A 26277-nucleotide genomic window follows, 5' to 3' on the forward strand; every position below is an offset into this window, starting at 1 on the left:
CCCCGGAGAAACTCGCGACGGCCCTGGCCCGGCTCCTCGCCGAAGCGCGCACGGTGAACGCTGACCAGCTGTTCAAGCGCGCCCGGCGGGTGCGGGACGTGCTCGATGAGGCCGGCATCGCCGCCCGCGAGAAGGCCGTCTACGACGACCGGTCCCTGCGGTTCTGGCGGCTCCACACCGGGCAGGTGCGCATGGTCGGCCTGTTCGCCCCGGAAGACGGCGAATACCTGATGAACACCTACGACGCCATCACCAGCCCCCGCCGGGGCGGGGTCCGGTTCGTGGACAAGGAGCAGGCCGCGTGGGCGAAGCGGGTGCAGGACGACCCGCGCAGCACCGAGCAGCTCACCGCGGACGCGTTCCTGGCCCTGATGAAACTCGGCGTGAAGGCCGACCCGAAACGCATCGCCGGAGGACGAAGCCCCGCCGTCCGCATGGTCACCATCCGCCCCACCGGCACCGCACCCACCGATGCCGCGCCAACCGAGGCCCCGTCACCCACAGCCGACGCTGCGGCGAACCCCGAAACCGCGGCACCCGCGCTCCAACCCGGCGTCATCGAGGGGACTGCGGTGACGGTCTCGGCCGAGACCTTGGAACGGAACCGGTGCGACACCGGGATCCTCGACGTCACCTTCGACGACCACGGCCACGGCGTCGACCTCGGCCGCGAACAACGCACCTTCAGCCCCTCCCAAAGGGTGGCCCTCTCCCTCCGCGACGGCGGCTGCCGGTGGCCCGGCTGCGACCGGCCACCCTCCTGGACCGAAACCCACCACATCCACCACTGGAAAGACGACACCGGCCAGACCAACCTCGACCACGGCATCCTGCTCTGCCGGGCCGACCACCTCAGGCTCCACAACGAACACTGGCGCATCACCCGCGACGACACCGGCCAGTACTGGCTCACCCCACCACCCGGACTCGACCCCGACCAGAAACCCGTACTGCTCACCAGCAAGAACGCGATCCTCCGCGACGATGACTGACGAGGTCGGGCGGTATTCGGACCGGTTGCCGGTACCGGTCAGAGCCGGGCGAGCCGCTCGATGTCCTCGAGGAACTCGGCCGCGACCTGCGGCGAGACCGTGGTACGGGTGGCACGGATCGCCGCGAGGTAGTCCTCGGTCCGGGGACCGCTCGGCGCATCCGCTGGAACCTCGTCCGCGGTGAAGAGTGCCCGTTCGAGTGCCTCCTGCGAAGCGCGGCGGGCTGCGTACTCGATATCGGCGGGCGAGAAGCCCTCGCTCGCGGCGACGAGGGCGCGGAAGTCGACCGTGCCGGCGACGAGCGCCGGCACGTAGCCGGCCCAGATGGCCGCGCGCGCCGCGGCATCCGGAAGCCCGATCGGGATGACGTAGTCGAAGCGTCCGTGCCGGAGCAGTGCGGAGTCGAGGGCGCGGATGAAGTTGGTCGCGCAGACCAGGAGGCGCCCCGGCCGCTCACGGAAGGCCGGGATGATCTTGAGCAGCTCGTTGGTGACGCCCTGCAGCGGCGACGGCGGTTCGCCGCCGCGCTGGGCCGCGATCTCCTCGACCTCGTCGATGAAGACCACGGCGTGCTCGAGTTCGGAGATCTTGAGGAAGGTCTCCCGCAGGGCGCCGGCAAGTCCCTTCGGGTCGCCGGCCAGCCGGGAGGGGAAGACCTCGACGAACGGCCACTCGAGCCGGGAGGCGATCGCCTTGGCGAAGGTGGTCTTGCCTGTTCCGGGAGGGCCGAAGAGCACGACGGCCTTGGGCGGAACGACCCCGTACTGTTCGGCGAGGTCCGGTTCGGCGAGCGGCATCACGAGCCGGCGCTCGAGGAGTTCCTTCTCGGCGCGCATGCCGCCGACGGCCGCCCAGAGATCGCGCGGCAGGATGCGCCCGCCGAGCTCACCGAGCGCCTTCAGCCCCTCGCGCTGCACCGGGATCTCGCGCTCGAAGTAGCTCAGCTGCTTCTTGACGACGAAGCCGCGGTTGAGGAAGGCGTCGACCCGGCTCTCGGTCTCCGGCATCAGCGCCGAGAGCTTGGTCAGGCCGTGCGGGGCCATCTTCGATTCGAGTGCTGCGAGCATGGCCGTGCCGATGCCCTGGCTTTGCCAGGACTGCGCGGTCGCGAGGAACACGATCCAGCCCTGGGCATGCGCAGCACGGCCGACCGCGGCCCCGATGACCTCGTCGCCGTGCATGGCGACGACGGCGTGGTCCTTCTGGCAGGAGGCGAGCACTTCGGACAGGCCGTAGACCGGTTCTGTCTTGGTCTCGGTGACCTCCTGCCAGAGCCGGAGGATCCCATCAAGGTCGTCAGCGTGGAAATCGCGGATCCGCCAGCCGGTCATGGTGCTCCTTCGCACGGGAATGTCTGTTCCCACAATCTAGGGCACTCGCCCCTTGAGGGCGCGTGAGCGTGCGGCGTAACATTTCGTAACGTGGACGCCGCGGTCATCAGCCGGCACGGACCGACGCCGGGCTTCCGGAGCGGGATGACGGAAATGATGAGCATGACAGCGCAGATGATGGACTCTTCGATGGCGATGAAGAGCATGAGCGGCCTCGACATGGCGGCGATGCAGGACATGATCGAGTGTTGCAGCGCGTGCGAGCAGGCCTGTACGGTCTGCGCGGACGACATGATGGCCATGGGCATGACCGGTATGTCGAAGTGCATGAGCATGTGCCTCGACTGCGCCGACATGACCCACACGATGATGCGAATGATGCTGCGCCCCTCCGGCTACGACATGCAGGTCATGATGGCCCAGATGGATGCCTGCATGAAGATGTGCATGGCCTGCGCCGCCGAGTGCATGATGCACGCCGAAATGAGCGAAGAGTGCAAGATGTGCGCTGAGGCCTGCCGTCAGTGCGCGGCCGCGTGCGAGCGGATGATGTCGGCGATGAAGTCCATGATGCCGATGGCGTAAAGCAGAGGTCCCTTAGGACAGGCCGACGAGGTCGGAGAAGCCCGACAGCTCGACCGGCGCCAGGAGCACGTTCACGCGCTCGGCTCCGATCGCGAGCACGTGATAGACGTCGTGCAGTGCGACTGGTTCACCGACGGAGGCCGAGGCGCCGAGGTCTGCGTGGTTCCACACCCACACCGTGGCGTGATCGTCGAGGGTCGTTAACGCGAGCCAGCCCGAGTGGGTGACGGCGGTCACGATCGCGTCGCGCCACTTGCTCGGCGTCGCCGCGGACACGCGCTGCTGGATCAGCGGAAGGGCATGACCTGGTGCACTGCCGGTGCAGGTGTGACCCTGTGAGCAGTCGGGACGCGGGATCTTCCGGAGGGTGGGGTGCTGCTGGGTCATTGTGGTCTCTGTCCCTTCGTGTCGCGGTGTCTATCTCGGTTGTCAGCAGCCTAGGTCGGCGACCGGCGGATGTCCCGGCATCCGTCATCCAAGGAAACAATGCAGCCCCGCCGTTCAGGCCTCCCTCGATGACCGGATTCCGGTCGGCGGATGTACCATGAATGTGCGATCCCGTCCACCCCTCGTGATGGGTCGGGTTTCCATCCACGGATGCGAAACCGTGTCAATCTCGATCGCTCACACAATGAACCAGGCTCAGCGGCGCGCCGTTCATCAACCGTTTGAGACTGAGAGAACCCATGGCCGACGTGACGAAGAACTCCACCATCCACTACGTGTCCGCCGTGCGCTGGTCGGCGCTCAAGCGCGAGTTCGCTGCCCGCCGCGGTCCGGTCGCGACGACGCGTGACGACGACGAGGACTGAGAACACCGTGTCCGAAGCGCCATCGTCAGGCGAACCCAACGCGGCTTCGCCGGCCAACCAGGTCTCACTGCCGCGCTGGAATGAACTCAAGCGCGAGTACAACCTGCGGCACAAGTCGCTGATGCGGTACTCCGCTCCCGCTGCGGACACCGCGACGACCCCGGCGACGAGCCCGGACGGCACCGCCGGCTGACCGACCGCTGTGCCCTCGCCCGCTGAGCAGCCGGCTCCAGACCGCCTCGTGTGCGGGTCCAGTCGATAGTATGCAACCAGGGGGCGATGATGACACTGGAGCCACGGGAGACGTCGAGCACGACAGTTTCCCTTCTCCTCGGCCATGTGCGCGCACACGGCGGAGTGGCTGCCGTTGCCGATGTCCTCGCCAGGGCCGGGGTCACGGAGTCGATCGACTGGCTTGAGGACACAGCAAACTGGGTGAGCTACGACACCAGGATCCGGCTCTTCGAGGCCGCGACGACCGTGCTTGACGACCCGCGCACGATGTACACGGTGGGCTCGACGGTCGTCACCGACGGGCTGCATCCGGTGCTCGTGCAGCTCCTGAGCGCCTTCGCATCACCCGCAGCGGTGTACCGCCAATTGCCGCGGTTCATTCCCAAGTTCACGACCACCTCGACAATGGACTCCGTTTCCGTGCGGGGGACGTCGGCAAGCCTTCGCTACCGGCTGCACGAGGGCTATCGTCCGTCACGTCTCGACTGCCAGTACGCCCAGGGCCTGTTCGCCGCTCTGCCGTCCATGTTCGGGCTCAATACCGCCATCGTGGTCCACCCGGAATGCCAGTGCGACGGATATGAGTGTTGCGTCTACGAAGTGACGTGGTCGACCCGGCGCCGCTGGTGGTCGTTGCGGTCATGGACCCATCCGACCAACAGGTCCCTTGTGCTCTTGCGCGAGAAGGTCAAGGAGGTTCAGCTCGCCGCAGCAGACCTCGTCGGAAGCGACGATGTCGACGACGTTCTCGCCCGCATCGTCGCCCGTGCGTCGTCTGCAGTGCTTGCGCCGGCGTACCTGCTCATCATGACGTCCGACCACGGTGAGCCCGTGCTTCGCTTCCAGGGACTCGATGCCCCCAAGGCGGCCAGGGTCGCCGCGCGGATCCTCCACGGCGACGCCCTCGGCGACCGGGCGGTGATCGTGGACGTGGCCTCCAGCCGGCGCACCTACGGACGCCTTGCCGCACTCTATTCCCTCGGTCACACCGCGATGGAGGGGGACAGGACCCTGCTCGAGGCATACGCCGGCCACGCCGCCTCGGCGCTCGACCTGTTCACGGCCCTCGACGACAGCAGGCGCGAAGAGAGCAGGGCGGCGGCCATGCTGGTGCTCGCCCATGAGCTCGCGACGAGCAATGGCAGCGAGGCCGTCGCCGATGCCGTCGCACTCGCGGTACCGGCGATCGCCGGCTGCGATGCCGCCGCGGTGCTGCTCTGGGACGCCGGCCCCGGCGTGATGCACGCGGTCGCAACCGCCGGGCTCGATATGCCCCAGAGGGAGCGGGTGCTCGCGTCGCCGATCCCCGCCGCGCAGACGCCCGAACTGGTCGAACTCCTCGCCCACCAGCGGCCGGTCCCGCTCTCGGCGACGACCGCGAGCCCGCAACTGGCCGGCCTCCTCGCGGAATGCGGAATGACCACGGCGATCATCGTGCCGCTGCTCGCCGGCGATGTGCTGATGGGCGTCGTCGCCGGCGGGTGGCGTTCCGCTCCTGCCTCGGGCATCTCGCCGAGCACGCTCGCGCGGATCGAGGGCGTCAGCCATCAGGGCGCCATCGCGTTGCAGAACGCCCGGCTCCTCGCCACGGTTCGTCACCAGTCCCTGCACGACCCGCTGACCGGCCTCGCCAACCGGATGCTGTTCGCGAGTGAGCTCGATGCTGCAGTGTCGACGTGCGCGGAGGGCTCGTGCACCGCCGTGATGTTCTGTGACCTGGACAACTTCAAACAGGTCAATGACGTGCTCGGTCACGGCGCCGGCGACGAACTCCTCCGCCAGATCGCGGTTCGGCTCCGCGGGTGCCTGGGTACCGAGGCGACCATCGGACGTCTCGGTGGCGATGAATTCGCGGTCCTCGCCCACGAACTTGCCGGTCACGAACAGGCGGTCCACCTCGCTCATCGCGTCGTCGACAGCCTCAACCGGCCCTTCCATGTCTCCGGCCACGACCTGCGCATCACCGCGAGCATCGGGGTCGCGGTGCACAACGGCCCGGGGGATGGCGGAGAACGGCTGCTCGCCGCCGCGGACACCGCCATGTACGACGCGAAACGGACCGGCCGGAACCAGGTCGCCCTCGCGGACGACAGCAACCGGACCGACCCGGTCTCCTCACTTCACAGCGAGCTCGTCGAGGCACTCGGACGGGCCGAGATGCGGCTGCACTACCAACCCGTCGTCGCGCTTTCCTCCCCTGACCGGGTCGTGGGGGCAGAAGCCCTGATCCGCTGGGACCATCCCCGCCTGGGCCTGCTGGCCCCCGCCGCTTTCCTGCCGCTCGCGGAGGAGACCGGCCTCGTCGCCGACCTGGACCTGTGGGTGCTCGGCGAGGCGCTCGCCGACCTCGCGGCCCTCGGCGACGCCGCTGACCTCGCCGCCATCGGGGAGGCACCGCTGCACGTCGCCGTGAACCTCGCCAGTGCCACCCTCGTCGATCCGCGGCTGATCCCGACCGTGCGCGCTGCCCTCAACCGCAACCGGCTCCGTCCTGAGCGGCTGGTCCTCGAGATCGTCGAGAGCAGGGCCCTCATCGATCTTCCTGGCGTCGTGGAACGCCTCACCGAACTCCGGCGGCTCGGCGTGTGCATTTCGCTCGACGATTTCGGGACCGGGTTCTCGACCCTGGCCTGGCTCAACACCCTGCCCGTCGACCAGATCAAGATCGACAGGACCTTCACCGCGAACCTGCCGGATGCAGCATCCGTCGCCCTGGTCGAGGGGATCATTGCGCTCGCGCAGAAGCTCGACATCGACGTAGTCGCCGAAGGAGTGGAGACCGAGGACCAGCTCGCTGCGCTTCGGGAAGCCGGCTGCGCTTTCGCCCAAGGTTACCTGCTCGGCCGGCCGAAGCCCGCGTTCGTGTCCGTAACGCAGGCGACGGTGAGCCGCGCCTGAGCCCACCGCCATCGGGTATCCCGCAGCAAGAAGCCGGCGGGGTCAGGGCTGTCGCATCAACTCGACGGGTACCGGCGCTAGTTGGGCACGCAGTGTGATCAGGTCACGAGCGTGGGCATCAAGCCGCAGATCCTCGTCGGTGTCGAGGGGCAACGGGGCGACCGCACGCGAGTGGCCATCCGAATCGAGTGTGACGAAGATGCTCATGCACTGCGTGGTGAGCTTGAGGTCCTCCGGCGTGCGCGGGCTGCCGGATCGCACCCGGATGCTGATGTGCATGCTGCTCGGCCCGGTGTGGATCAGCCGTGCATCCACTTCGACGATGTGGCCGATGTGGATCGGCCGGTAGAAGTGGATGCCGCCGGAGTAGACGGCGACAGCCGACTCCGAGCTCCAGCTCGCCGCACAGGCGAATGCGGCCTCGTCGATCCAGCGCATCACCGTGCCACCGTGGGCGTTCCCGCCCCAGTTCGCGGCGGACGGAGCGGCCAGGAAGCGGAAGACCGTACGCGGAGTGGTGCCGACCCCGGTGTATTCCTGGGATCGCATAGTGTTCTGGATGGTGCGGCGCAAGGCGAGCCGGGCCTTGGCGTTCTCCTCGAGTTCACGATCGGCTGCTGAGGTCGCGACCCATTCCGGCACCGGAATGGGCTTCCCGTCTTCGTCGATCGCCACGAAGACGAGGATGCAGTGTGTGGCCGGGGTGAACGTACGTTCGCGCACGTTCGCGGTGTCGACGGCGACGAGCACGTGCATGCTCGTGCGCCCGGTGTGGATCACACGTGCGCGGACCTCCACGAGGCTGCCAGGTGGGATCGGGCGGGTGAAGTGCACGTTGCCGACATAGGCCGTCACCGTGTCCGACGCGCTCCAACCGACCGCGCAGGCGTATGCGGCCTTGTCGATCCACTCGAGCACACTGCCTGCCGCGACAGTGATGCCGTCGGCGGCGGTGTCCTGCGGCACGGCCATGAACCGCAGGGTGATCCGGTCCCTGGAATCAGTGGCGGAGGCCGAGGCATCCTCGGTGTGTTCAGGGCTGCGAATCACGGGCACTCCAGGGGCTCGGCGTCGGGCTTTCAGCCAGAATCCCACAACCGCCGAGGAAGCGGAACCCGAGTGTTCGGATACTGACCGGCTGCTGGTGCGGCGAGCCGTGACCGGGTATCAGCCGCGTGTGACCAGGTGTGCCCTGAGCGCCTCGACGACGAGGTCGTGATCGAGCTGCTGGGCGAGACCGGAGACCCCGACGACGCCCATGAGCGCCCCGCGCACCCGCAGCGGAAAGGCGCCGCCGTGCGCGGCGTGCGTTCGCGGGTCAAGCCGGGAGGAGGTGTCGAAGTCGCGGCCCGCCGCGCGGAAACGGGTGCCGACGGCGAGCGAGGAGCTCGCAAACCGTCGCACGACCCTGAACTTGTTCTCGAGCCAGCCGTCGTTGTCCGCGCATGCCCCCGGCAGGGACGCGTGGAAGACCCGCTGGTCCCCGAACATGATCGCGATCGCGATCGGATGGTCCCGTTCGAGTCCGAGTTCCACGAGCAGGGAACCCACCGCCCAGGCGTCCGCGAAACCGAAGGAATCGAACTGGATGCTGCGCTCCTGCTCGAGGAGGAAGTCCAGCAGGCGTTCCTCCGCGGACTGTGTTGGTGCATCGGTCATCTCGAACCTTCCCAGGAAGTGCGGCAGGCGCCGCCCCGGACAGTCTTTCACTTCGGGTCTCCGTACGGGATGGTTCCTGAGCGTGGCGCGGCACGGAGTCGTCCTCCGCGTTTGACCCTGCCGGTCAGCAGGCAGAGACTGAAGGGGTGAATCGAAAAGAGGAAGACCGCGCGGTCGAGCAGATCATTGTGCGACTGGAAAAGAAGTTTCCCAACGAACCGCCGACGAGTATTGAGAAGACCGTGCACGAGCAGCAGCTCGCTCTCGCCCGGAACCCGCTGCGGGACTACATCCCCGTGCTGATCGAGCACGCGGTCAAGGACCGGTTGCGCCGGGCCGCACTGCACCTGCCCGCCGCGGCCTGAACCACCCTCAGGCGAGCAGGGGCGCGAGTTCCCGTGCGCCCATCCTGAGCAGGGCGAGGAATTCCGCAGGGTCGCCGATCCGTGCAGCAGGGGCCGACAGGCAGAGCCCAGCGACGAGCGTTCCCTCCCGGTTCCGGATCGGGATCGCGAGACAGCCGTTCCCCGGCGCCCACGGGCTCGGGAAGTACGCGTAGCCGTCGGTCCGGACCGTTGCGAGCTGCCCGGCCAGGTCCGGGTCCTCGCCGAGTACCCCCGACTCGGCCCCTCGACGTTCTGCGAGCAGCAGCCGGCCCATCGCGCTCGTCTCGAGCGCCCGCGCGCTCCTGACGGACACGCTCGGCGGGTAGTCGGGGTCCGGATCGATCACCCGGACCCCGTCGCTGTCGTAACGCACGAGGTGGATGCCGCCACGGATGCGGGAGCGCAGCCGGTCGACGACCTCGCGCACAGCCTCCGGTGGCTGGGCGGGCGCGACCAGGCGGGCGAGTTCGACGACCTTGCGGCCGAGGGCGAACCCGCGCAGGTCCGGCATCCGCACGAGGTACTCGTCCTGGACCAGCAGGTTGAGCAGCCGGTACGCTGTCGCCTTCGGCAGCCCGAGGCTGTCCGAGATCTCCCGCGCTGTGACCCCCGACCCGCAGCGGGCCACCTCCTCGAGCACCGTCAGGGCGCTCTGGATGGCCTTCGGCTGGCGGGCACCGAGGTGCGCGGCGCCCGTCACGGGCCGGCCCGGCCCGATTCCCGCGCCGCGGCATCCGCCGGGCCCGGCCCGCCGAGGACGTCGCCGGTCACGGGCACGTCATAGACCCCGATGGTGTCCCGAAGCCAGGGGCGCCTCCGCAATCGCAGGCCGCACCAGGCGAGGCCGAGCGCCATCACGCCGAGGAAGACCCAGACCCCGAGCGCCCTGGCCGAGCCGCTCTCGACGGCGAGGTAGGTGACGAGCACGGCGCCCAGCAGCACGGCGGCGAGCACCGCGAACAACACCGGCCAGAAGGTGGCCTCGCCGATCCGCCGGAGGAACACGGGCGCGGCGACGCAGACGAGCAGGTACGCGGTCATGTAGCCGCCAGCGGCCCCGACGATGAGCACCTCCATGGTCTGCCAGATGCTGCCGGACAGCGCGATCGTCGTGAGCAGCACCGCCGTGATCACCGTCATCGCGACGAGTGCAGCGCCGAACGGCGTGCGATAGCGCGGGTGGGTGCGCCCGAACCTGCTCGGCAGCAGGCCCTCCCGGCCCATCGAGAAGAGCACCCGCACGAGCGCGGTCGTCGACGCGATCGCACAGGCCAGGAACGAGGTCGCGATGCTGACGTCGAGGAGCAGGCCGACCGCGTCGATCCCGTATGCGGCGGCGAGATCGTTGACCGGGGACGCGCTCGCCGCGATCGTGCCACCGAGGGCGGAGAACCCGACGAGCTGGCTGAACGAGGCGAGCAGGTAGAGCATCCCCGACCCGAGCACGGTGAACACGATCGCCCGCGGGATGCTCGCGTACGGGCGTTTCGCCTCGACACCGAGGGTTGAGGCGCTCTCAAAGCCGACGAAGGCCGTGAGGGCGAGGGCGGACCCGACCGCGAAGTTGGCGGGGTCGATTCCGCCCGGCGCGAGCTGCGACCAGTCGAGCACCGGCCAGAGTCGCACGAGCAGCGCGACAACGAGCACGACGATGATGAGCACCGAGACCGCCTCGACGAGCAGGGTGATCCTGGTCGAGAGACGGATGCCGCGGGCCAGCACGAGCAGGCACAGTGCCGCCATGACGACGATCAGCAGGCCCGCGACGAGGACGGACCCGGTGAGCGCCGGCCAGAACCTGCCGACCACGATCGTGAGGTAGTACCCGGCGCCGCCGAGCGCGAACATCGAAATGAATCCGTAGCCGACGAGCAGGCCGACGCCGGCGACGAACGCCGCCATCGTGCCGAGCCCGCGGGAGACGAAGGTGTAGATCGACCCGGCAGCGGCGATGCGCCGGGTGAACTGGTTGATCGTCGTCGCGACGAGGAACGCGAGCAGCATCGCGGTCGCGAGCGACCACACCGTCGCGCCGCCGGCGACGACGGCGACGAGGAGCGGGATCGTGGTCGCGGCGGCGGATGGGGCGACGGCGGACACGGACTGCGCGAGCACGTCGAGGAATCCCACGCTGCGCCGGTCGAGGCCATCGACGGGCGAGCGGGTTCCGATGCCGTCGACCGGCTGCGGATCGTTGATGGCCCTGGCCAGTGCGGTCATCGGTCCGGCCTCGTTCTTTCTCGTTCACAAGCTCACGGTCGGGGGCGGCGGTGCGGAGCCTCAGGCTAACCATCCGGCGTTGCGGCCGCGCTTCGGGAGTGTTTCGGTCGCGTGACCGCCGAGTGGGACAACGGGCGGCCCGTGTCTCATTCGGGCCGCCCGGACGTTTACCCCGGCGAGACCGGTCGGCAACAGGGGTCCGACAGGCTGGCCGCAGACCTTCCGCACCGCCTCCCCGACTTTCCCTGACGAACCCGCTCGAGCTGGAGATGACATGACCCTCACGAAAGATCCAACGGCATCCGTTGGCACACTGCCCGCCGAACGTTCCCTGACCGGTTCCCTCGGCGTCACGTCGATCGTGCTGATGGTCGTGGCCGCCGCAGCGCCGCTCACCGTCATCGGCGGCTCGGCTCCGCTTGGCATCCTGCTCGGCAACGGGGTCGGATTCCCCTCGATGTTCGCCATCGCGGCGATCGTCCTGCTCTTCTTCTCCGTCGGCCTCGCCGCGATGACCAAGCACGTGCCGAAGCCCGGCGCGTTCTTCACCTTCGTGAACTACGGGCTCGGCAAGCCGGCCGGCCTCGCGACGGCCTTCCTCGCGCTTCTCACATACACGACCATCCAGGTCTCGGTCTACGGGTACGTCGGCTACATCCTGAGCGTCACGCTCACGGGCCTCGGCGCACCGGCCCTGCCCTGGTATCTCTACTCGCTCGCGGCCGTCGCCCTCGTCGGGTTCCTCGGCTACCGGCACATCGACCTGAGCTCGAAGGTGCTCGGGGTGCTCCTGCTCGGCGAGGTCGGCGTCGTGCTCGCGCTCGTCGTCGCGGTGGTCGTCAACGGCGGCCCTGAGGGCCTCTCGATGGCGCCCTTCGAACCGAACAACGTGCTCACCGGCTCCCCGGCGATCGGCCTGATGTTCGCGATCGCCGCCTTCATCGGCTTCGAGTCCACCGCGATCTTCCGTGACGAGGCGAAGGACCCCGGCCGCACCATCCCGCGGGCCACCTACGTCGCCGTGATCGGCATCGGCGTCTTCTACACGCTCGCGTCCTGGGCGCTTGTGATGGCGTGGGGACCGAGCGGCGTCGTCGCCCAGGCCGCGGAGAACCCGGGCGCGATGATCCTGATCACGACCCTCGCCTACCTCGGACCGATCGGGCAGGTCGTGATGAACGTGCTGCTCATCACGAGCATGTTCGCGTGCGTGCTGTCCTTCCACAACGTGATCACCCGCTACCAGCACTCGATGTCCAACGCCCGGGTCCTTCCCGACTTCCTCGGCCGGGTGCACACGAAGCACTCCGCACCCCACCTCTCCTCGATCGTGCAGACCGCGACAGCCGCGATCCTGACGATCCTGTTCGCGGTGCTCGGCCTCGACCCGGTGCTCCAGGTCTTTACCTGGTTCTCCGGCGTCGCGACCCTCGCGATCGCCGTCCTGATGGCCGTCACGAGCGTCGCGGTCGTCGTCTACTTCGCCCGCACCAGGAAGGACAGGCGACTCTGGAACACGGTGATCGCCCCGGTGCTCGGCCTCCTCGGACTGCTCGGCGCCGCGGTGCTCATCGCCACGAACTTCCCCTTCCTCGTCGGTGACGTCGACGCCGACGGTGCCCCCGTGTTCGGCGTCGTGAGCGCGGTCCTGCTCGGCCTCGTCGTGCTCTTCCCGCTCGGCGGACTCGTGCAGGCGCTCATCCTCAAGCGCACCAACCGGGTCGCATACGACCAGATCACGGATGCCATCGGCGGGTGACCCGCTGACCCCGCCCGCAGCATCCGCTCACCTCTCACCACCCTTCGACTGGAGAACCATGACCATCACCGATCTCGACACCCCGCACGGCCACCACGAACACGGCGGCCACGATCACGACCACGGCCAGCACGACGCCGGGACCGTGCCGAGCCACCCGGTCGGCAGCCTCACCGCCGCAGAGTTCGAGACCGTGCGCGACGTCGTCACGGCGGGCGCCGACTGGAACGCGACCACCCGCTTCGCCTATGTCGGGCTGTGGGAACCGCACAAGCGTGAGGTCCTCGCCTGGCAGGACGGCACCGGGCCGCTTCCCGACCGGCAGGCCCGGGTGATGCTTCTCGACATGGAGACCGGCCGGTCGACGGATAACATCGTCTCCATCCCCGGTCGCGCGGTGCTCACGACGAGCGTGCTCGACGGGTCGGCCGGCCAGCTGCCCGTGCTGCTCGCCGAGTTCGACGCGATCGCCGGGATCGTCGCCGAGGACCCGCGCTGGGTCGCCGCACTCGCCGCGCGGGGCACCACGATCGAAGAGGTCGTTGTCGTGCCGCTCTCTGCCGGGCACTACGACTACCCGGAAGAGGTCGGCCGCCGGATCGTCCGGGTGCTCGCGTTCCGCCAGGACTACCCGGAGGACCACCCCTGGGCGCACCCGGTCGATGGGCTCTCCGCCTACGTCGACACCGCCTCCCGCACCATCACGCGCCTCATCGACGTCGGCACCCTCGACATCCCGGCGGAGAGCGGCAACTTCGACGACCCGGCCGTGCAGGGCGCCCCGCTCACGACCCTCAAGCCGATCGTGATCTCCCAGCCGGAAGGACCGAGCTTCACGGTCGACGGCGAGTGGGTGAGCTGGGCGAACTGGAAGTTCCAGGTCGGCTTCGATACCCGCGAGGGCCTCGTGCTGCGCCAGCTCTCCTTCACGGACGCGGGGGAGGAGCGCCCGGTCATCTACCGGGCCTCGATCAACGAGATGCTCGTGCCATACGGGGACCCGTCCCCGGTGCGGTTCTGGCAGAACTATTTCGATACCGGAGAGTACCTCTTCGGCCGGTTCACCAACTCCCTCGCGCTCGGCTGCGACTGCGTCGGCGAGATCAAGTACTTCGACGCCGTCCTCGCCGACGAACTCGGCAACCCGTTCACGATCAAGAACGGCATCTGCATGCACGAGGAGGACGTCGGAACGCTCTGGAAGCACGGCGACATGTTCACCGGCTCCAACGAGGTGCGCCGGCAGCGGCGACTCGTGATCAGTTTCTTCACCACCGTCGGCAACTACGACTACGGGTTCTACTGGTACCTGTCCCTCGACGGCACCATCGAGTGCGAGGCCAAGCTCACCGGCATCCTCTTCACATCGGCATACCCGGGGATCGGGGAGCCTATCGGAGAGACCGCGATCGAGGGAGACTACGCGTATGCCAGCGAGGTCGCTCCCGGGCTCGGCGCCCCGTACCACCAGCACCTCTTCAGCGCGCGGCTCGACATGATGGTCGACGGGCTGTCCAACGCCGTCGACGAGATCGACGGCGTGCGCTTGCCGATGGGGCCGGGCAACCCGCACGGCAACGCCTTCACCAAGAAGACGACCCGGCTCACGAGTGAGGCGGGCTCCGGGCGGGTCGCCGACGCATCCGTCGCCAGGGCCTGGCACATCGTCAACACCGAGAAGACCAACCGGCTCGGGCGCCCGACCGGCTATGTTCTGCAGCCGGAGCAGTCTCCGACGCTGATGGCCGACCCGGGGTCTTCGATCGCGAAGCGCGCCGAGTTCGCAACGAAGCACCTCTTCGTGACGCAGTACGACCCGGCGGAGCAGTTCGCGGCCGGTGACTTCGTGCACCAGAACCCGGGCGGGGACGGCATCACGAAGTACATCGCGGGCGACAGGTCGATCGACGGCGAGGACATCGTGCTCTGGCACACCTTCGGGCCGACGCACTTCCCCCGGATCGAGGACTGGCCGGTGATGCCGGTCGACTACGCGAAGTTCACGCTCAAGCCATACGGCTTCTTCGGTGCGAACCCCGCGATGAACGTGCCGGCAAACGAACCGGTGTCGCACTGCTCGCACGGCCACGACGGCGCGGCGCACGAGCACACGCACCACTAGGACGAGAGGAGAGCGCTGGTGACCTGGGCACTGCACGGAATCATGATCGGCGGCGCGTCGCTCAACCTCTGCTGCGTGCTCGGCAGCCGGCGCTCCCGGTCGGGCCTCGCGGTCGTCTCCACCCTCGTGATGCTCGCCGCGATGACGGATTCCGCCTTCGGTGTCTTCGGCCTCGGGCCCTTGCCGTGGGCGGCGATCCTGATCGCCTGGGGACTGACCTGTTCGGCGCTGCTCCGCCGCCGTACCGCCACGGGCGCGCCTCGGAATGCGACACCTCACGGAGGTGCGGGGCAGACGATGCTGCTGCACCACCCGCTCGGCCTCGTGGTCACGGCCGGCCAGCTGATGGCGCACACGGTGATGTCCCCGGGCGGCGCCGCCGCAGCGGGGCACACCCACTCGGATTCGCTCTTGCTGCCCCTGGTCTGCGTGGCAGGCGGGGCGTTCGTGGTGTGGTCCCTCGTGCTGCTCGTGACCGAGAGCCGCACCCGGCTCGAACGCGGCAACCTCCTCGGGATGTCGGCCATGACGGCGGCGATGGCCGTGATGCCCTTCGCCTGAGCCGCTACGCAGGACTCCCGGTGGGAATCAGGCGGGCTCCCACGGCAGGCGCTGTTCGAAGGGGACCGGCGCGAGCGGGATCATCACGACCGGCCGGTGCTGGCGATGCGCGAGGCGCACCGCGATCGAACCGCTGAAGAAGGCCTGAAGTCCCGCTCGGACGCTTGACTCCCGGGTACCCACGACGATCATGGCGGCGCCGAGGGTGTCGGCGAGTGTGCCGATCGCGAGGGCGGGGTCCCCGGCGAGTGCCCGGGTGCTCCACGCGACCGGGCGGCCTTCGAGCGCAGCCGTGAGCCGTGCGGCGAGCCGGGGAGGAAGAGCCTCGTCGGCGAGGTCAACGACATCGGGATCGAAGGAGAGCGAGGTCACGCTGCCGTCCGGGTGTTCCTCGATCACGTAGCGTCCGGTGTCGACCCACGCGCAGACGAGCTCCGCACCGAAGTGCTCCGCGAAGACGGCGGCCTGCTGCACGACGGCATCCGGCTGGCCGGTGTCGACCCCGACGACGATCCTCGCGGTCTGCCGGCGATCATTCGGCTGTGCGGTGGTCACGGGGCCTCCTTCGACCCCACCCTAGCCCTGTCGGGCAGCACAGGCACCTCACAGGTCTTCCTTTCCGCACTCATAACGCGGCCAGTGCTCCGGCATAGGCTCTGGGCGGAGAGTGGCCACCATGACCCGATCAGCAGCTCTCGCCCTCGACGTCGTCGTGCCCGTGTACAACGAACAGCAGACCCTCGCGCGCAGCATCCGTGTGCTGCACGCGTACCTGACCGACCAGTTCGAGGAACCCTGGCGCGTCACCATTGCGAACAACGCCAGCACCGACAACACCGCCGCGATCGCCGACTCGCTCACGGCCGAACTGCCGGGCGTCCACGCCGTGCACCTCGTCGAGAAGGGCAGGGGCCGGGCGCTCAAGCGGGTCTGGCTCGCCTCGCCCGCCGCAGTCGTCGCATACGTCGACGTGGACCTCTCCACCGACCTCCGCGCGCTCCCGCCGCTCGTCGCCCCGCTGCTCTCCGGCCACTCCGATGTCGCCATCGGCAGCCGGCTGTCGCGCGGGTCCCGCGTCACCCGCGGCGGCAAGCGCGAGTTCATCTCCCGAAGCTACAACGCCCTCGTCCGCACGACGATGGGCGTCGAATTCAGCGACGCCCAGTGCGGCTTCAAGGCGATGCGCCGCGACGTCGCCCAGCGGGTGCTCCCCCTCGTGGAGGACAACGGCTGGTTCTTCGACACCGAGATGCTCATCATCGCCGAGCGCGCCGGGCTCCGGATCCACGAGGTGCCCGTCGACTGGATCGACGACCCCGACAGCCGGGTCGACGTCGTCGGTACCGCCGCCGACGACCTCAAGGGCCTGGTCCGGGTGGCGCACTCGCTCGTTACCGGCAGGATCCCCGTCGACGAGATCTACGCCGAGCTCGGCCGACCGCCGTTCGAACCGCCGACCCCGCCGACCTTCCTCGGCCAGGTGCTGCGCTTCGGCGTGATCGGCGTGCTGTCGACCATCGCGTTCGCGCTGCTCTACCTCGTGCTCCAGTACGTGATGCCGGCCCAGCTGGCCAATTTCCTGTCCCTGCTCATCACCGCGATCGCGAACACCTGGGCCAACCGACGCCTCACCTTCGGCGTGCGCGGGCGGCGAGGCGCGGTCAAGCACCAGGCGCAGGGCCTCGTGATCTTCGGCCTGGCCTGGCTCGTGACGAGCGGATCCCTCCTCGTGCTGCACCTTGTCCGCGCGGATGCCGGGCCCCAGGCCGAGATCATCGTGCTCACGGCGGCCAATCTCCTCGCGACCGTGATGCGGTTCGTGCTGCTGCGGCTCTGGGTCTTCCGGAGCCAGCGGACGCCGGCCCCGACCAGGACGGAACCACGCACCTCCCGCGACGAAGTGACCTCCCGCGACGAGCCCTCCCGGAGGGACGCCCCCGCCAGACAGGAAGTGACCAGTTCATGACGACCCAGGTTTCCCCGCGCCCCGCCGTCTCTCCGCTCGGCGCCCGCTTCGGTGCCCGCTTCGTGGCCAGCCTCGCGGCCCTGCCGCGCACCCTCGTGCGGGGCAGGGCCGGCTCCGCGCGCTGGGAACGGCCGGCCCTGCTGGGTCTCCTGCTCGCGACAGCGGTGCTCTACATCTGGGACCTCGGCGCGAGCGGCTGGGCCAACTCGTTCTACTCCGCCGCTGTGCAGGCCGGCTCGGTCGACTGGACCGCGTTCTTCTACGGGTCCTCCGACGCCGCCAACGCGATCACCGTCGACAAGCCGCCGGCGAGCCTGTGGCTGATGGCGCTCTCCGTGCGCCTGTTCGGACTCAGTTCGTGGAGCATCCTCGTGCCGGAGGCCCTGATGGGCGTCGCATCGGTCGGCGTGCTCTTCGCCACCGTGCGCCGCCGCTTCTCGGCAGGCACCGCCCTGCTCGCCGGCGCCGTGCTCGCCGTGACCCCCGTCGCCGCGCTGATGTTCCGGTTCAACAATCCGGATGCCCTGCTCGTTCTCCTCCTCAGCCTCGCCACCTACTTCACCCTGCGCGGTATCGAGACCGGCGCCCTGAAATGGGTGCTCTGGGCGGGAGCGATGGTGGGCTTCGGATTCCTGACCAAGCAGCTGCAGGCATTCCTGATCCTGCCTCCGCTCGCGGGCGTCTACCTGTACGCGGCGCCGCACCGGTTCCGCACCCGCCTCTGGCACTCGTTCGCGGCCCTCGGCGCCGTGATCGTCTCGGCAGGCTGGTGGGTCGCCATCGTCGAACTCGTCCCGGCGAACTGGCGTCCGTACATCGGTGGCTCGCAGACGAACAGCTTCCTCGAGCTGACGTTCGGGTACAACGGATTCGGCCGGCTCACCGGGAGCGAGACCGGGAGCGTCACGGGAGGCGCCGGCGGCACGGGTGCGGTGACGGGCGGCATGTGGGGTGAGACCGGGATCTTCCGGCTCTTCCTCGGCGAATTCGGCGGCCAGATCACCTGGCTGTTGCCCGCCGCGCTGGTGTTGTGCGTCGCGGCGCTCGTCGTGCTCCGCCGCGCCCCGCGGATCTCGCTCCGCCGGGCCACGCTCCTCCTCTTCGCCGGGTACCTCATCCTGACCGCGCTGGCCTTCAGCTTCATGGCCGGGATCTTCCACGCCTATTACACGGTCGCCCTCGCGCCCGCGCTCGCCGGAACTTTCGCGATCGGCGCGAGCCTCGTCTGGATGAAACGCACGGCGCTCTGGGCCCGGATCACGGCGGCCGTCGCGATGCTCGCGACGAGCGCCTGGGCGTGGGTGCTGCTCGACCGCGCCACCGACTGGCTGCCGTGGCTGAAGTTCGTCGTAGCCGCGCTCGGCCTGGTCGCCGCCGGACTGCTGATGGTGCCGCCGCGGGCGGCCTGGCTCAGGAGGCTGCCGGGGAAGTGGTGGGGCAGGGCTACGGTCGCGATCGCCCTCACCGGCGCACTGCTGGCACCCGTTGCCTACACGCTCGAGACCGTGTCGACGGCCCACACCGGGTCGATCGTCACGGCCGGCCCGACCGTTTCCGGCGGCATGGGCGGGATGGGCGGCGGTGGAATGCCCGGCGGACGGGCCGGGTTCCCCGGCGGCAACGCCGGCGGATTCGCCGGGGGCGGCACTCCGCCGGCCGGCCCGACTGGCGGGAACGGCACCGTCCCGAACGGCACCGTCCCGAACGGCACGACAGGGACGCTGCCGACCGGAGGGCGCCCCGGCGGTGCCGGAGGATTCATGGGATCAGCGAGTGTCAGTGCAAGCCTCGCCGCGCTGCTCTCTGTGAATTCCGGCAGCTACACCTGGATCGCCGCGGCGATCGGGTCGGACTCGGCCGCCGGCTACCAGCTCGCGACCCAACTGCCGGTGATGGCGATCGGCGGCTTCAACGGGAGCGACCCCGCCCCCACCCTCGCCGAGTTCCAGGCCGATGTGGCAGCAGGGAAGATCCACTACTTCATCGGTGGAACGACCGGCCAGGCCAACGGCGGATCGAGTGCCTCGAGCGAGATCGCCGCCTGGGTCGGGGAGAACTTCACCGCCCAGACCGTCGACAGCGTCACGCTCTACGACCTGTCTGCGGGTGCAACGGCGGCCAGCTCGTAGCGGGCGGACGGGCGAACGCCCGCAGCTACGGAAGGGACCGGGCCGCTGCAGTGGGTCCCGTCAGCGCCACGGCTCCACTCCAGGGATGATCTGCTGCATCCGTGGCTGAGTCGTTTCATGGCGACAGGGTCGCAGGGACCACCGACATTCGGTCGGAGAACACGATCGCTGCGGATGCCGGAGCGGAGCGTCGGGCGCGCGCCGCGGCATCCGCTGCAGGTCAGCCGAGGAGGAGCTTGGCGAGCTGGTCGACGGAGTAGACGGTCGCGGTCGCTGCGGCGGCCTCTGCGGGAGAGCCGTAGCCCCACTCGACGAGGATCGTCGGCACGCCGTGGGCTGCGGCGCCCTCCGCGTCGTAGCTGCGGTCGCCGACCATGACGGGGGTGCTGAGGCTCGTGCCGACGGCGGCGAGGCGGTTCAGGGCCTCTTCGACGATGTCGGCCTTGGCGCTGCGGGTCTCCGCGTCACTCGCCCCGACGATGACCGTGAAGAACCGGGCCAGGTCGAAGTGCTCGAGGATCGTGATCGCGGCGTGCTCCGGCTTGCTCGTGGCGAGGGCGAGGGGGATTCCGGCCTCGTGCACGCGCTGGAGCAGGCCGGCGACGCCCGGGTAGACGGCGGTGTCGAGCATGGCTTCGCCGTGATAGTCGGCGCGGTAGACCGCGACGGCCTCAGTGGCCTCCTCTGCCGTCATGCCGGCGTACTCACGGAAGGCGGCGAAGAGGGGCGGGCCGACATAGGCGAGCAACTCGGCGTCGGTCGGAACCGGTCGGCCGAGAAGGGCGAAGGTCCGGGCGAGGGAGTTGGTGATGGCCGGGGCGGAATCGGTGATGGTTCCGTCGAGGTCAAAAAGTATTGCACTCCAGGTGCGAGTCAAAGTCGAATTCACTCGCTAATCCTAGAGGCCAGAGGCCCGATTTCCCACGAAATGGGTAATTTTCTACTTTATGCCGGAATCCGATGGGCTGCTACTCCTGCCTTCATGAGAGCGCTCCCTCGAAAGAAAACGCCCGTCAGGGCCCTCCCGGGCAGGTCAGAACAGGCGGGATTGCGTGTCGTCGAGGCCGCGCATCGCGTCGTAGTCGAGCACGAGGCAGCGGATGCCGCGATCCTCTGCGAGCATCCGGGCCTGCGGCTTGATGACCTGTGCGGCGAAAACCCCGGCCACCGGGGCCAGGTGCGGGTCGCGGTTCATCAGCTCGAGGTACCTGGTGAGCTGCTCGACCCCGTCGATGTCGCCGCGGCGCTTGAGCTCGACCGCGACCGAGTGGCCGGCGGCGTCCCTGGCGAGGATGTCGACAGGGCCGATCGCCGTCATGTACTCGCGGCGGACGAGGGTGTGGCCGTCCCCGAGAAGATGGATGTGCTCGGCCAGCAGCTTCTGCAGGTGCGCCTCGACGCCGTCCTTGATCAGGCCGGGGTCGATGCCGAGTTCGTGGGCGGAGTCGTGCAGGACCTCGTGGATGCTGACGATGAGCTGGTCTGCGGTCTTCGCGTGGGTGACGGTCCAGACCTGGGTGATGCCGGCATCCGTCTGTTCGTCATCGGGGACCTGCTCGACGAGGGAGCACGGCGGGCTCATCCAGTTGAGCGGCTTGTAGGAGCCGCCGTCGGAGTGCACGAGCACGCTGCCGTCCGACTTGAGCAGGAGGAGGCGGGTGGCGAGCGGCAGGTGTGCGTTCAGCCTTCCGGCATAGTCGACGGAGCAGTTGGCAATTACGAGGCGCACGCATCGAGCTTAACCGGTCTGAAGCAACCGCTCGACAGGAGGGGTCAGCGGCGGTGGCGCTCGCGGGCGGCCGGAGCGGCGAGGCCGGCGAGGGCCATCAGGGCGACGATGAGGTACAGGGCGTTCAGGATGCCCCAGTTCTGGCCGAGAAGGCCGAGAACGGGCGGCCCGACGAGGAAGGCGAAGTAGCCGATCATGGCGACGGCGCTGACCCGGGCCGCGGAATTCCTCGTGTCGTCCGCGGCGGCCGACATGCCAACAGGGAAGCCGAGTGAGGCTCCGACGCCCCACAGCACGGTGCCCGCGTAGAGTGCAAAGTCGTTCGGCGCGAGGATGAACAGGAGCAGCCCGAGCACCCCGATGACGGCGCAGGCCCGCAGCACGGGAACACGGCCGAACCGGTCGATCACCGGCCCGCCGATCACCCGGCCGACGGTCATCGCTGCGACGAACACGCCGAAGACGATCGCGCCGGCGGTATTGCTGAAACCGTGGCCGTCGACGGAAGCGAGCGCGATCCAGTCGTTCGCCGAGCCCTCCGCGAACGTCATCCCGAGCACGATCGCACCGATCAACAGGACGCCCGGGTCTGCCCACACCGACAGGCTCGCTCGCAGCCGGCTGCGCCAGGTGCTGGCCGGCTCGCCAGGCGCACTCGTCTCGGCGGTGTTCTCGAGCTCAGGAATGGACCGAACGGCCACGACCGCGATCAGGAACACGAGCACCGCAATCGCCGTCAGGTGCCAGAACACCGAGACGGAGAGTGCGGATGCCGCGGCACCGAGCAGCGCCCCGACGACGGTTCCGAGGCTGAAGCAGGCGTGCATCAGCGGCATCAACGTCTTGCGAATCGCCCGTTCGGCCGCAGCGCCCTCGACGTTCATCATCACGTCGAGCGAACCCATCCCGAGGCCGACGGCGGCAAGGCCCGCGAAGACGACCGGGGCGGATTCGAGCAGGGTCGCGCCGGCACCGACCACGACCAGTCCGATCGAGGACGTCGCGACGCTGATCGTCATGGCCCGGGGGGCGCCGAAACGGGCGAGGAGCCGCACCGCGACGACCAGGCCGAGCACAGAGCCTGCCGAGAGGCCGAAGATGAGCACGCCGACGAGTGCGGTGTCGAGCCGCAGGCTGTCGCGAACCGCGGGGATGCGTGCGACCCAGCTGGCGAGGCCGAGTCCGCTGATGAAGAAGACCGCGAAGACGGCGTTGCGCCAGGCGAGGGTGCCGGGGCCGTTCGGTGATCCGGGGCTCGGAGCGGACGCATCCGTCGGTTCGGAGGGCGCGGTCATGGTCGTTTCCTTAACAGGCTCGGTCGGGGGGGGTATCCCGTCAACGCTATCCGATCTCCGGCGACGTACGATGGGGCTGGAGTCGAGCGCAGCGGGGCGCGAGGGGGGGGAATCGTGGCAGGACGCACCACCTCACCGGGGCAGACGGTGACCTCGCGCGTGCTCAGCATCCTGGCCGTCTTCGAGTCCAGCCCCTCCGCGCGGACCCTCTCCGAGATCTGCACCGAGAGCGGCCTTCCCCAGAGCACCGTGCACCGCCTGCTCGGCGAGCTGGAGGAATGGGGCGCCGTGCAGCGGGATGCCCGCGGCCGGTACCAGATCGGCCTCCGGCTCTGGGAACTCGGCCAGCATGCCGGACGGCAGCTGCGCGACGTCGTGCGCCCGTACCTGCAGGACCTGTTCGGCCTCACGCAGGAGACCGCCCACTTCGCCATCCGCGACGGCGCGGACGTGCTCTACATCGACCGGGTCTACGGGAGCAGGAGAGTCCCGCAGGCCTCCCGGGTGGGCGGGCGGCTGCCGATGCACGCGACCGCTGTCGGCCGGGCGATCCTCGCCTTCGAGGCGGGCTGGGTGCGTGACGCCGTGCTCGGCGCGGCGCTCGTGCAGCGCACCCCGTTCACCAAGGCCGACCCGGAGCAGCTCCGCCGGGAACTCGACAAGGTACGCGGCCAGGGCTTCGCCGTCGCCTCAGAGGAGGTGCGGCTCGGATCGTGCTCGCTCGCCGTCCCGGTGTTCCAGGCCGACGGAAGTATCTTCGGCGGACTCGGGATCGTGCTGCCCACCTCGCGGGCGCACCAGCTCGAACGCAACCTGCCCATCCTGCTCGGCACGGCCGAGCGCATCCAGGCGGGGATCGCGCACCTGCCGAAGGCTGCCCTGCAACCGTCGGCGCGTGCCCGCAAACCGCAGCAGTCCTGAACCGGCCTGAACGGGCGCCTCCCCAACTCCACTTCCGCCCAGTGGGACAAGCCCGGCGCTTCCCAGCTCCGGGAGCATTAGATGGAGCCAGATCCCCGCAGAAGTGGACAGTCCCCGCAGAAGTGGACAGAAGGAGCACTCGTGAACGCTCAGCCCGTGACGGCACAGCCCGCCACCACGCACCCGGCCGCAGCCCAGCCGGCCCCCGGCCAGCCCGCAGCAGCCCAGCCCGCAGCAGCCCAGTGCCCGGTCGATCACCGCGCGCTCGCCGCGGCCGCCGGCGGCCACCACGGCTATTCCCCGTTCGACATGAACGACCCGTTCCCTGCATACGCCGAGCTGCGCAACGAGCAGCCCGTCATGTTCGACGAGCGCATCGGCTACTACGTCGTCTCCCGCTACGCGGACGTCAAGGCCGTCTTCGACAACTGGGTCACCTTCAGCAGCGAGAACGCCCAGGCCCCCGTGCGGCCGCGCGGAGCCGCCGCGACGAAGATCATGAACGATGGCGGCTTCACCGCATACTCCGGCCTCTCGGCCCGCGTTCCCCCAGAGCACACCCGGATGCGCACGATCGTGCAGCAGGAGTTCAGCCCACGCCGGTACAAGGCCCTCGAGCCCACCATCCGCGAGAACACCGCGCGGCTCCTCACCCAGATGCTCGCGCATCCGGATGCCCGGGGCGATTTCCTGAAGGACGTCGCCGTCGACATCCCCACGATCACGATCCTCGGCCTGCTCGGCGTCGGGCCGGAAATGGTCCCGACCTACAAGAAATGGTCGGACTCGCGGGCCGCGATGACCTGGGGTGACCTGAGCGACGAGGAGCAGATCCCGCACGCGCACAACCTCGTCGACTACTGGACCGAATGCCGGCGCCTGGTCTCCGCCGCCCACGGGGCCATCGACGCCGGAACTGCCGGAACCGACCTCGTCACCGACCTCGTGCGCGCCCAGCTGGCCGGCGGAGAGATCTCCGACCACGAGATCGCGTCGGTCTGCTACAGCCTGCTCTTCGCCGGCCACGAGACCACGACGACGCTCATCTCCAACACGATCCGGATGCTGCTCAGCAACCCCGGCGAGTGGCAGAAGCTCGTCGAGGACCCCAAGCGGATTCCCGGGGCGATCGACGAGACGTTGCGCTACAGCCCCTCGATCGTCGGCTGGCGGCGCAAGGCCCTCGTCGACACCGAGATCGCCGGCACCCCGATCCCGAAGGGCGCGAACATCCTGCTGCTGATGGGATCTGCCAACCGGGACCCGAGCGTCTTCGAGGAGCCCGAGGTCTTCGACATCGAACGGGCCAACGCCCGCACCCACCTCTCCTTCGGCTTCGGCATCCACTACTGCCTCGGCAACATGCTCGCCAAGCTGCAGGACAAGATCGTTGTCGAAGAGACCATCCGGGCCGTCCCCGGCCTGAGGATCGTCGATTCCGAAGCGATCGTCTTCGGAGAAAACCTGTCGTTCAGGGCGCCGACGTCGGTTCCCGTCACCTGGGAGGGCAACGCCTGATGGAAACCGCAACCCCCGCTGTCACCGCAACACCGGCATCCCACGCCGCCTACATCCAGTTCTTCGACGGCGGGCTTCCGCCGCTGCACGAGCAGCTCGGCGGCAAGTGCGCGTCCCTCGTCGCACTCACCGCGGCCGGGATGCCGGTTCCCCCCGGCTTCGCCATCACGACGGCAGCATACGACGCCTTCATCCGCGAGGCCGGCATCGAGAAGGACATCCACGAGATGCTCGCGAACCTCGATCCCGACGACGTGACCGCCGTCGACCGGGTCTCGGCCCAGCTGCGCCTCGAGATCACCTCGCGGCCGGTGCCCGCCGAGTTGCACGCCACGACCATCGAGGCATACGAGGCACTGCAGTCGCGCTTCGAGTCCCCTGTCCCTGTCGCCGTGCGGTCCTCGGCGACGGCAGAGGACCTGCCGGATGCGAGCTTCGCCGGCCAGCAGGACACCTACCTCTGGCTCCTCGGCGTCAAAGACGTCACCGAGCACATCCGCGCGTGCTGGGCCTCGCTCTACACCTCCCGCGCCATCATCTACCGGCTGAAGAACAAGATCCCCAACGAAGGCCTCTCGATGGCCGTCGCGGTGCAGAAGATGGTGAACGCCCGGGTCGCCGGCGTCGCGATCACCATGGACCCGACCAATGGCGACCGCTCCAAGATCGTGATGGAGGCCTCGTACGGGCTCGGCGAGCTCGTCGTCTCCGGGCAGGTGACGCCGGACAACATCACCGTCGACAAGGTCATGCTCATGGTCGTGAAGCACTCGATCGGCGACAAGCACGCCGAACTCGTGCCCGACCCCGCGAGCAAGTCCCTCGTCGAACGCGAGGTCCCTGCCGACCGCCGCGGGCGCCTCTGCATCAGCGACACGGAGATCACCGCGATCGCCGCGATCGCCAAGCGCGCCGAGAAGCACTTCAAGTGCCCCCAGGACATCGAATGGGCCCTCGACCGCGACCTGCCGGACGGGGAGAACCTCTTGTTGCTGCAGTCCCGACCCGAGACGGTGTTCTCCTCGACGGCGTCGGGTTCGATTCCGACGCAGTCCGCCGGGTTCGGCATCGAGAGCATCACCCGCTCGCTGATGACGCAGGCCGGCAAGGCCTGATCTCCCGCGCATCCGCTGCGCCTCATCTTCCCCGCTCGTCCCCTC

Annotated in this window: 24 protein-coding genes; 14 read left to right on the forward strand and 10 right to left on the reverse strand. The window is 69.0% G+C overall.

Annotated features, from left to right (window positions below):
* Positions 1-992: HNH endonuclease signature motif containing protein (locus tag E3O46_RS16135; RefSeq protein WP_134562084.1), on the forward strand; the 992-nt coding region annotated here is incomplete at its 5' end.
* A 38-nt stretch (positions 993-1030) separates the two neighbouring features.
* Here the strand turns inward: E3O46_RS16135 and E3O46_RS16140 are convergent.
* Positions 1031-2323 carry an ATP-binding protein gene (locus E3O46_RS16140; RefSeq protein ID WP_134449242.1) on the reverse strand — a complete coding sequence of 431 codons (1293 nt, stop codon included), beginning with the start codon at positions 2321-2323 and terminating at the stop codon, positions 1031-1033.
* 90 nt (positions 2324-2413) lie between these two features.
* Here E3O46_RS16140 and E3O46_RS16145 point away from each other — a divergent pair, with 90 nt between their 5' ends.
* On the forward strand, positions 2414-2908 hold the full coding sequence (locus E3O46_RS16145; protein WP_241985124.1) for a four-helix bundle copper-binding protein: 495 nt from the start codon (positions 2414-2416) through the stop codon (positions 2906-2908).
* A 12-nt stretch (positions 2909-2920) separates the two neighbouring features.
* On the opposite strand, the gene E3O46_RS16150 is transcribed toward E3O46_RS16145, so the two are convergent.
* Positions 2921-3295, reverse strand: coding sequence for a hypothetical protein (locus tag E3O46_RS16150; RefSeq protein WP_134449241.1), 375 nt, complete (start codon positions 3293-3295; stop codon positions 2921-2923).
* Between the two features lie 299 nt (positions 3296-3594).
* Between E3O46_RS16150 and E3O46_RS18885 the strand changes: the two genes are divergently transcribed.
* The 3 genes from E3O46_RS18885 (at position 3595) to E3O46_RS16160 (ending at position 6852) form a co-directional block, all read left to right on the forward strand.
* Positions 3595-3720, forward strand: a complete 126-nt coding sequence (locus E3O46_RS18885) for a hypothetical protein (RefSeq protein WP_255454126.1) — start codon at positions 3595-3597, stop codon at positions 3718-3720.
* Between the two features lie 7 nt (positions 3721-3727).
* Complete coding sequence (locus E3O46_RS16155; RefSeq protein WP_134449240.1) at positions 3728-3913, forward strand: hypothetical protein; 186 nt, start codon at positions 3728-3730, stop codon at positions 3911-3913.
* Positions 3914-3999: 86 nt separating this feature from the next.
* Positions 4000-6852 (forward strand): putative bifunctional diguanylate cyclase/phosphodiesterase, encoded by a 2853-nt coding sequence (locus tag E3O46_RS16160; protein WP_134449239.1) that lies wholly within the window; start codon positions 4000-4002, stop codon positions 6850-6852.
* A 42-nt stretch (positions 6853-6894) separates the two neighbouring features.
* Here E3O46_RS16160 and E3O46_RS16165 read toward each other — a convergent pair whose 3' ends face one another.
* Together E3O46_RS16165 and E3O46_RS16170 are read right to left on the reverse strand one after the other, a co-directional pair.
* Entirely contained in the window at positions 6895-7902 is a 1008-nt protein-coding gene (locus tag E3O46_RS16165; RefSeq protein ID WP_241985123.1) for an acyl-CoA thioesterase, read from the reverse strand.
* A gap of 117 nt (positions 7903-8019) precedes the next feature.
* Positions 8020-8511, reverse strand: a complete 492-nt coding sequence (locus E3O46_RS16170; RefSeq protein WP_134449238.1) for a heme-degrading domain-containing protein — start codon at positions 8509-8511, stop codon at positions 8020-8022.
* A 146-nt stretch (positions 8512-8657) separates the two neighbouring features.
* Between E3O46_RS16170 and E3O46_RS16175 the strand changes: the two genes are divergently transcribed.
* Positions 8658-8876, forward strand: a complete 219-nt coding sequence (locus tag E3O46_RS16175; protein ID WP_134449237.1) for a three-helix bundle dimerization domain-containing protein — start codon at positions 8658-8660, stop codon at positions 8874-8876.
* Positions 8877-8883: 7 nt separating this feature from the next.
* On the opposite strand, the gene E3O46_RS16180 is transcribed toward E3O46_RS16175, so the two are convergent.
* Positions 8884-9597 (reverse strand): IclR family transcriptional regulator, encoded by a 714-nt coding sequence (locus tag E3O46_RS16180; protein WP_134562085.1) that lies wholly within the window; start codon positions 9595-9597, stop codon positions 8884-8886.
* A complete protein-coding gene (locus E3O46_RS16185; protein ID WP_134562086.1) occupies positions 9594-11117 on the reverse strand; it encodes an APC family permease in 1524 nt (507 codons plus the stop codon). Before E3O46_RS16185 ends, E3O46_RS16180 begins: the two co-directional genes overlap by 4 nt.
* A gap of 274 nt (positions 11118-11391) precedes the next feature.
* On the opposite strand from E3O46_RS16185, the gene E3O46_RS16190 reads away from it, so the two are divergent.
* From E3O46_RS16190 to E3O46_RS16200, 3 genes are read left to right on the forward strand one after another with little or no spacing between them, the layout of a single operon-like run.
* The gene (locus tag E3O46_RS16190) at positions 11392-12876 is read left to right on the forward strand and encodes an APC family permease (protein WP_134562087.1); all 1485 of its coding nucleotides are present in this window, start codon (positions 11392-11394) and stop codon (positions 12874-12876) included.
* A 58-nt stretch (positions 12877-12934) separates the two neighbouring features.
* Positions 12935-14998: a primary-amine oxidase gene (locus E3O46_RS16195; RefSeq protein WP_134449233.1), complete on the forward strand. Its 2064-nt coding sequence runs from the start codon at positions 12935-12937 to the stop codon at positions 14996-14998.
* An 18-nt stretch (positions 14999-15016) separates the two neighbouring features.
* Positions 15017-15559, forward strand: a complete 543-nt coding sequence (locus tag E3O46_RS16200) for a hypothetical protein (RefSeq protein ID WP_134449232.1) — start codon at positions 15017-15019, stop codon at positions 15557-15559.
* A gap of 27 nt (positions 15560-15586) precedes the next feature.
* On the opposite strand, the gene E3O46_RS16205 is transcribed toward E3O46_RS16200, so the two are convergent.
* Positions 15587-16114, reverse strand: a complete 528-nt coding sequence (locus E3O46_RS16205) for a universal stress protein (RefSeq protein WP_134562088.1) — start codon at positions 16112-16114, stop codon at positions 15587-15589.
* Between the two features lie 121 nt (positions 16115-16235).
* On the opposite strand from E3O46_RS16205, the gene E3O46_RS16210 reads away from it, so the two are divergent.
* Both E3O46_RS16210 and E3O46_RS16215 read left to right on the forward strand, forming a co-directional pair.
* The gene (locus tag E3O46_RS16210; protein WP_134449230.1) at positions 16236-17525 is read left to right on the forward strand and encodes a bifunctional glycosyltransferase family 2/GtrA family protein; all 1290 of its coding nucleotides are present in this window, start codon (positions 16236-16238) and stop codon (positions 17523-17525) included.
* A complete protein-coding gene (locus E3O46_RS16215) occupies positions 17522-19654 on the forward strand; it encodes a glycosyltransferase family 39 protein (RefSeq protein ID WP_134562089.1) in 2133 nt (710 codons plus the stop codon). The genes E3O46_RS16210 and E3O46_RS16215 overlap by 4 nt, the downstream gene beginning before the upstream one ends.
* Before the next feature lie 220 nt (positions 19655-19874).
* On the opposite strand, the gene E3O46_RS16220 is transcribed toward E3O46_RS16215, so the two are convergent.
* The 3 genes from E3O46_RS16220 to E3O46_RS16230 form a co-directional block, all read right to left on the reverse strand.
* Positions 19875-20543 (reverse strand): HAD hydrolase-like protein, encoded by a 669-nt coding sequence (locus tag E3O46_RS16220; protein WP_241975487.1) that lies wholly within the window; start codon positions 20541-20543, stop codon positions 19875-19877.
* 144 nt (positions 20544-20687) lie between these two features.
* Entirely contained in the window at positions 20688-21383 is a 696-nt protein-coding gene (gene nucS / locus E3O46_RS16225; protein WP_134449228.1) for an endonuclease NucS, read from the reverse strand.
* A 44-nt stretch (positions 21384-21427) separates the two neighbouring features.
* Positions 21428-22678, reverse strand: coding sequence for an MFS transporter (locus E3O46_RS16230; protein WP_134562090.1), 1251 nt, complete (start codon positions 22676-22678; stop codon positions 21428-21430).
* A 114-nt stretch (positions 22679-22792) separates the two neighbouring features.
* On the opposite strand from E3O46_RS16230, the gene E3O46_RS16235 reads away from it, so the two are divergent.
* The 3 genes from E3O46_RS16235 to E3O46_RS16245 all read left to right on the forward strand — a co-directional run bounded on the left by E3O46_RS16235 (position 22793) and on the right by E3O46_RS16245 (position 26232).
* Positions 22793-23599: an IclR family transcriptional regulator gene (locus E3O46_RS16235; RefSeq protein ID WP_134449226.1), complete on the forward strand. Its 807-nt coding sequence runs from the start codon at positions 22793-22795 to the stop codon at positions 23597-23599.
* Positions 23600-23740: 141 nt separating this feature from the next.
* Positions 23741-25117, forward strand: coding sequence for a cytochrome P450 (locus E3O46_RS16240; protein ID WP_241985122.1), 1377 nt, complete (start codon positions 23741-23743; stop codon positions 25115-25117).
* Positions 25117-26232, forward strand: a complete 1116-nt coding sequence (locus tag E3O46_RS16245) for a PEP/pyruvate-binding domain-containing protein (protein WP_134449224.1) — start codon at positions 25117-25119, stop codon at positions 26230-26232. Before E3O46_RS16240 ends, E3O46_RS16245 begins: the two co-directional genes overlap by 1 nt.
* Positions 26233-26277: the final 45 nt, after the last annotated feature.

This window comes from Cryobacterium glucosi (assembly GCF_004402235.1).
GTDB classification, from domain to species: domain Bacteria; phylum Actinomycetota; class Actinomycetes; order Actinomycetales; family Microbacteriaceae; genus Cryobacterium; species Cryobacterium glucosi.

Bases quoted from the DNA above. Each gene is read 5' to 3' on its own strand.
- E3O46_RS16140 (WP_134449242.1), bottom strand. From the start codon at position 2,323: ATGACCGGCTGGCGGATCCGCGATTTCCACGCTGACGACCTTGATGGG.
- E3O46_RS16150 (WP_134449241.1), bottom strand. From the start codon at position 3,295: ATGACCCAGCAGCACCCCACCCTCCGGAAGATCCCGCGTCCCGACTGC.
- E3O46_RS18885 (WP_255454126.1), top strand. From the start codon at position 3,595: ATGGCCGACGTGACGAAGAACTCCACCATCCACTACGTGTCCGCCGTG.
- E3O46_RS16160 (WP_134449239.1), top strand. From the start codon at position 4,000: ATGATGACACTGGAGCCACGGGAGACGTCGAGCACGACAGTTTCCCTT.
- E3O46_RS16170 (WP_134449238.1), bottom strand. From the start codon at position 8,511: ATGACCGATGCACCAACACAGTCCGCGGAGGAACGCCTGCTGGACTTC.
- E3O46_RS16185 (WP_134562086.1), bottom strand. From the start codon at position 11,117: ATGACCGCACTGGCCAGGGCCATCAACGATCCGCAGCCGGTCGACGGC.
- E3O46_RS16190 (WP_134562087.1), top strand. From the start codon at position 11,392: ATGACCCTCACGAAAGATCCAACGGCATCCGTTGGCACACTGCCCGCC.
- E3O46_RS16195 (WP_134449233.1), top strand. From the start codon at position 12,935: ATGACCATCACCGATCTCGACACCCCGCACGGCCACCACGAACACGGC.
- E3O46_RS16210 (WP_134449230.1), top strand. From the start codon at position 16,236: ATGACCCGATCAGCAGCTCTCGCCCTCGACGTCGTCGTGCCCGTGTAC.
- E3O46_RS16215 (WP_134562089.1), top strand. From the start codon at position 17,522: ATGACGACCCAGGTTTCCCCGCGCCCCGCCGTCTCTCCGCTCGGCGCC.
- E3O46_RS16230 (WP_134562090.1), bottom strand. From the start codon at position 22,678: ATGACCGCGCCCTCCGAACCGACGGATGCGTCCGCTCCGAGCCCCGGA.
- E3O46_RS16245 (WP_134449224.1), top strand. From the start codon at position 25,117: ATGGAAACCGCAACCCCCGCTGTCACCGCAACACCGGCATCCCACGCC.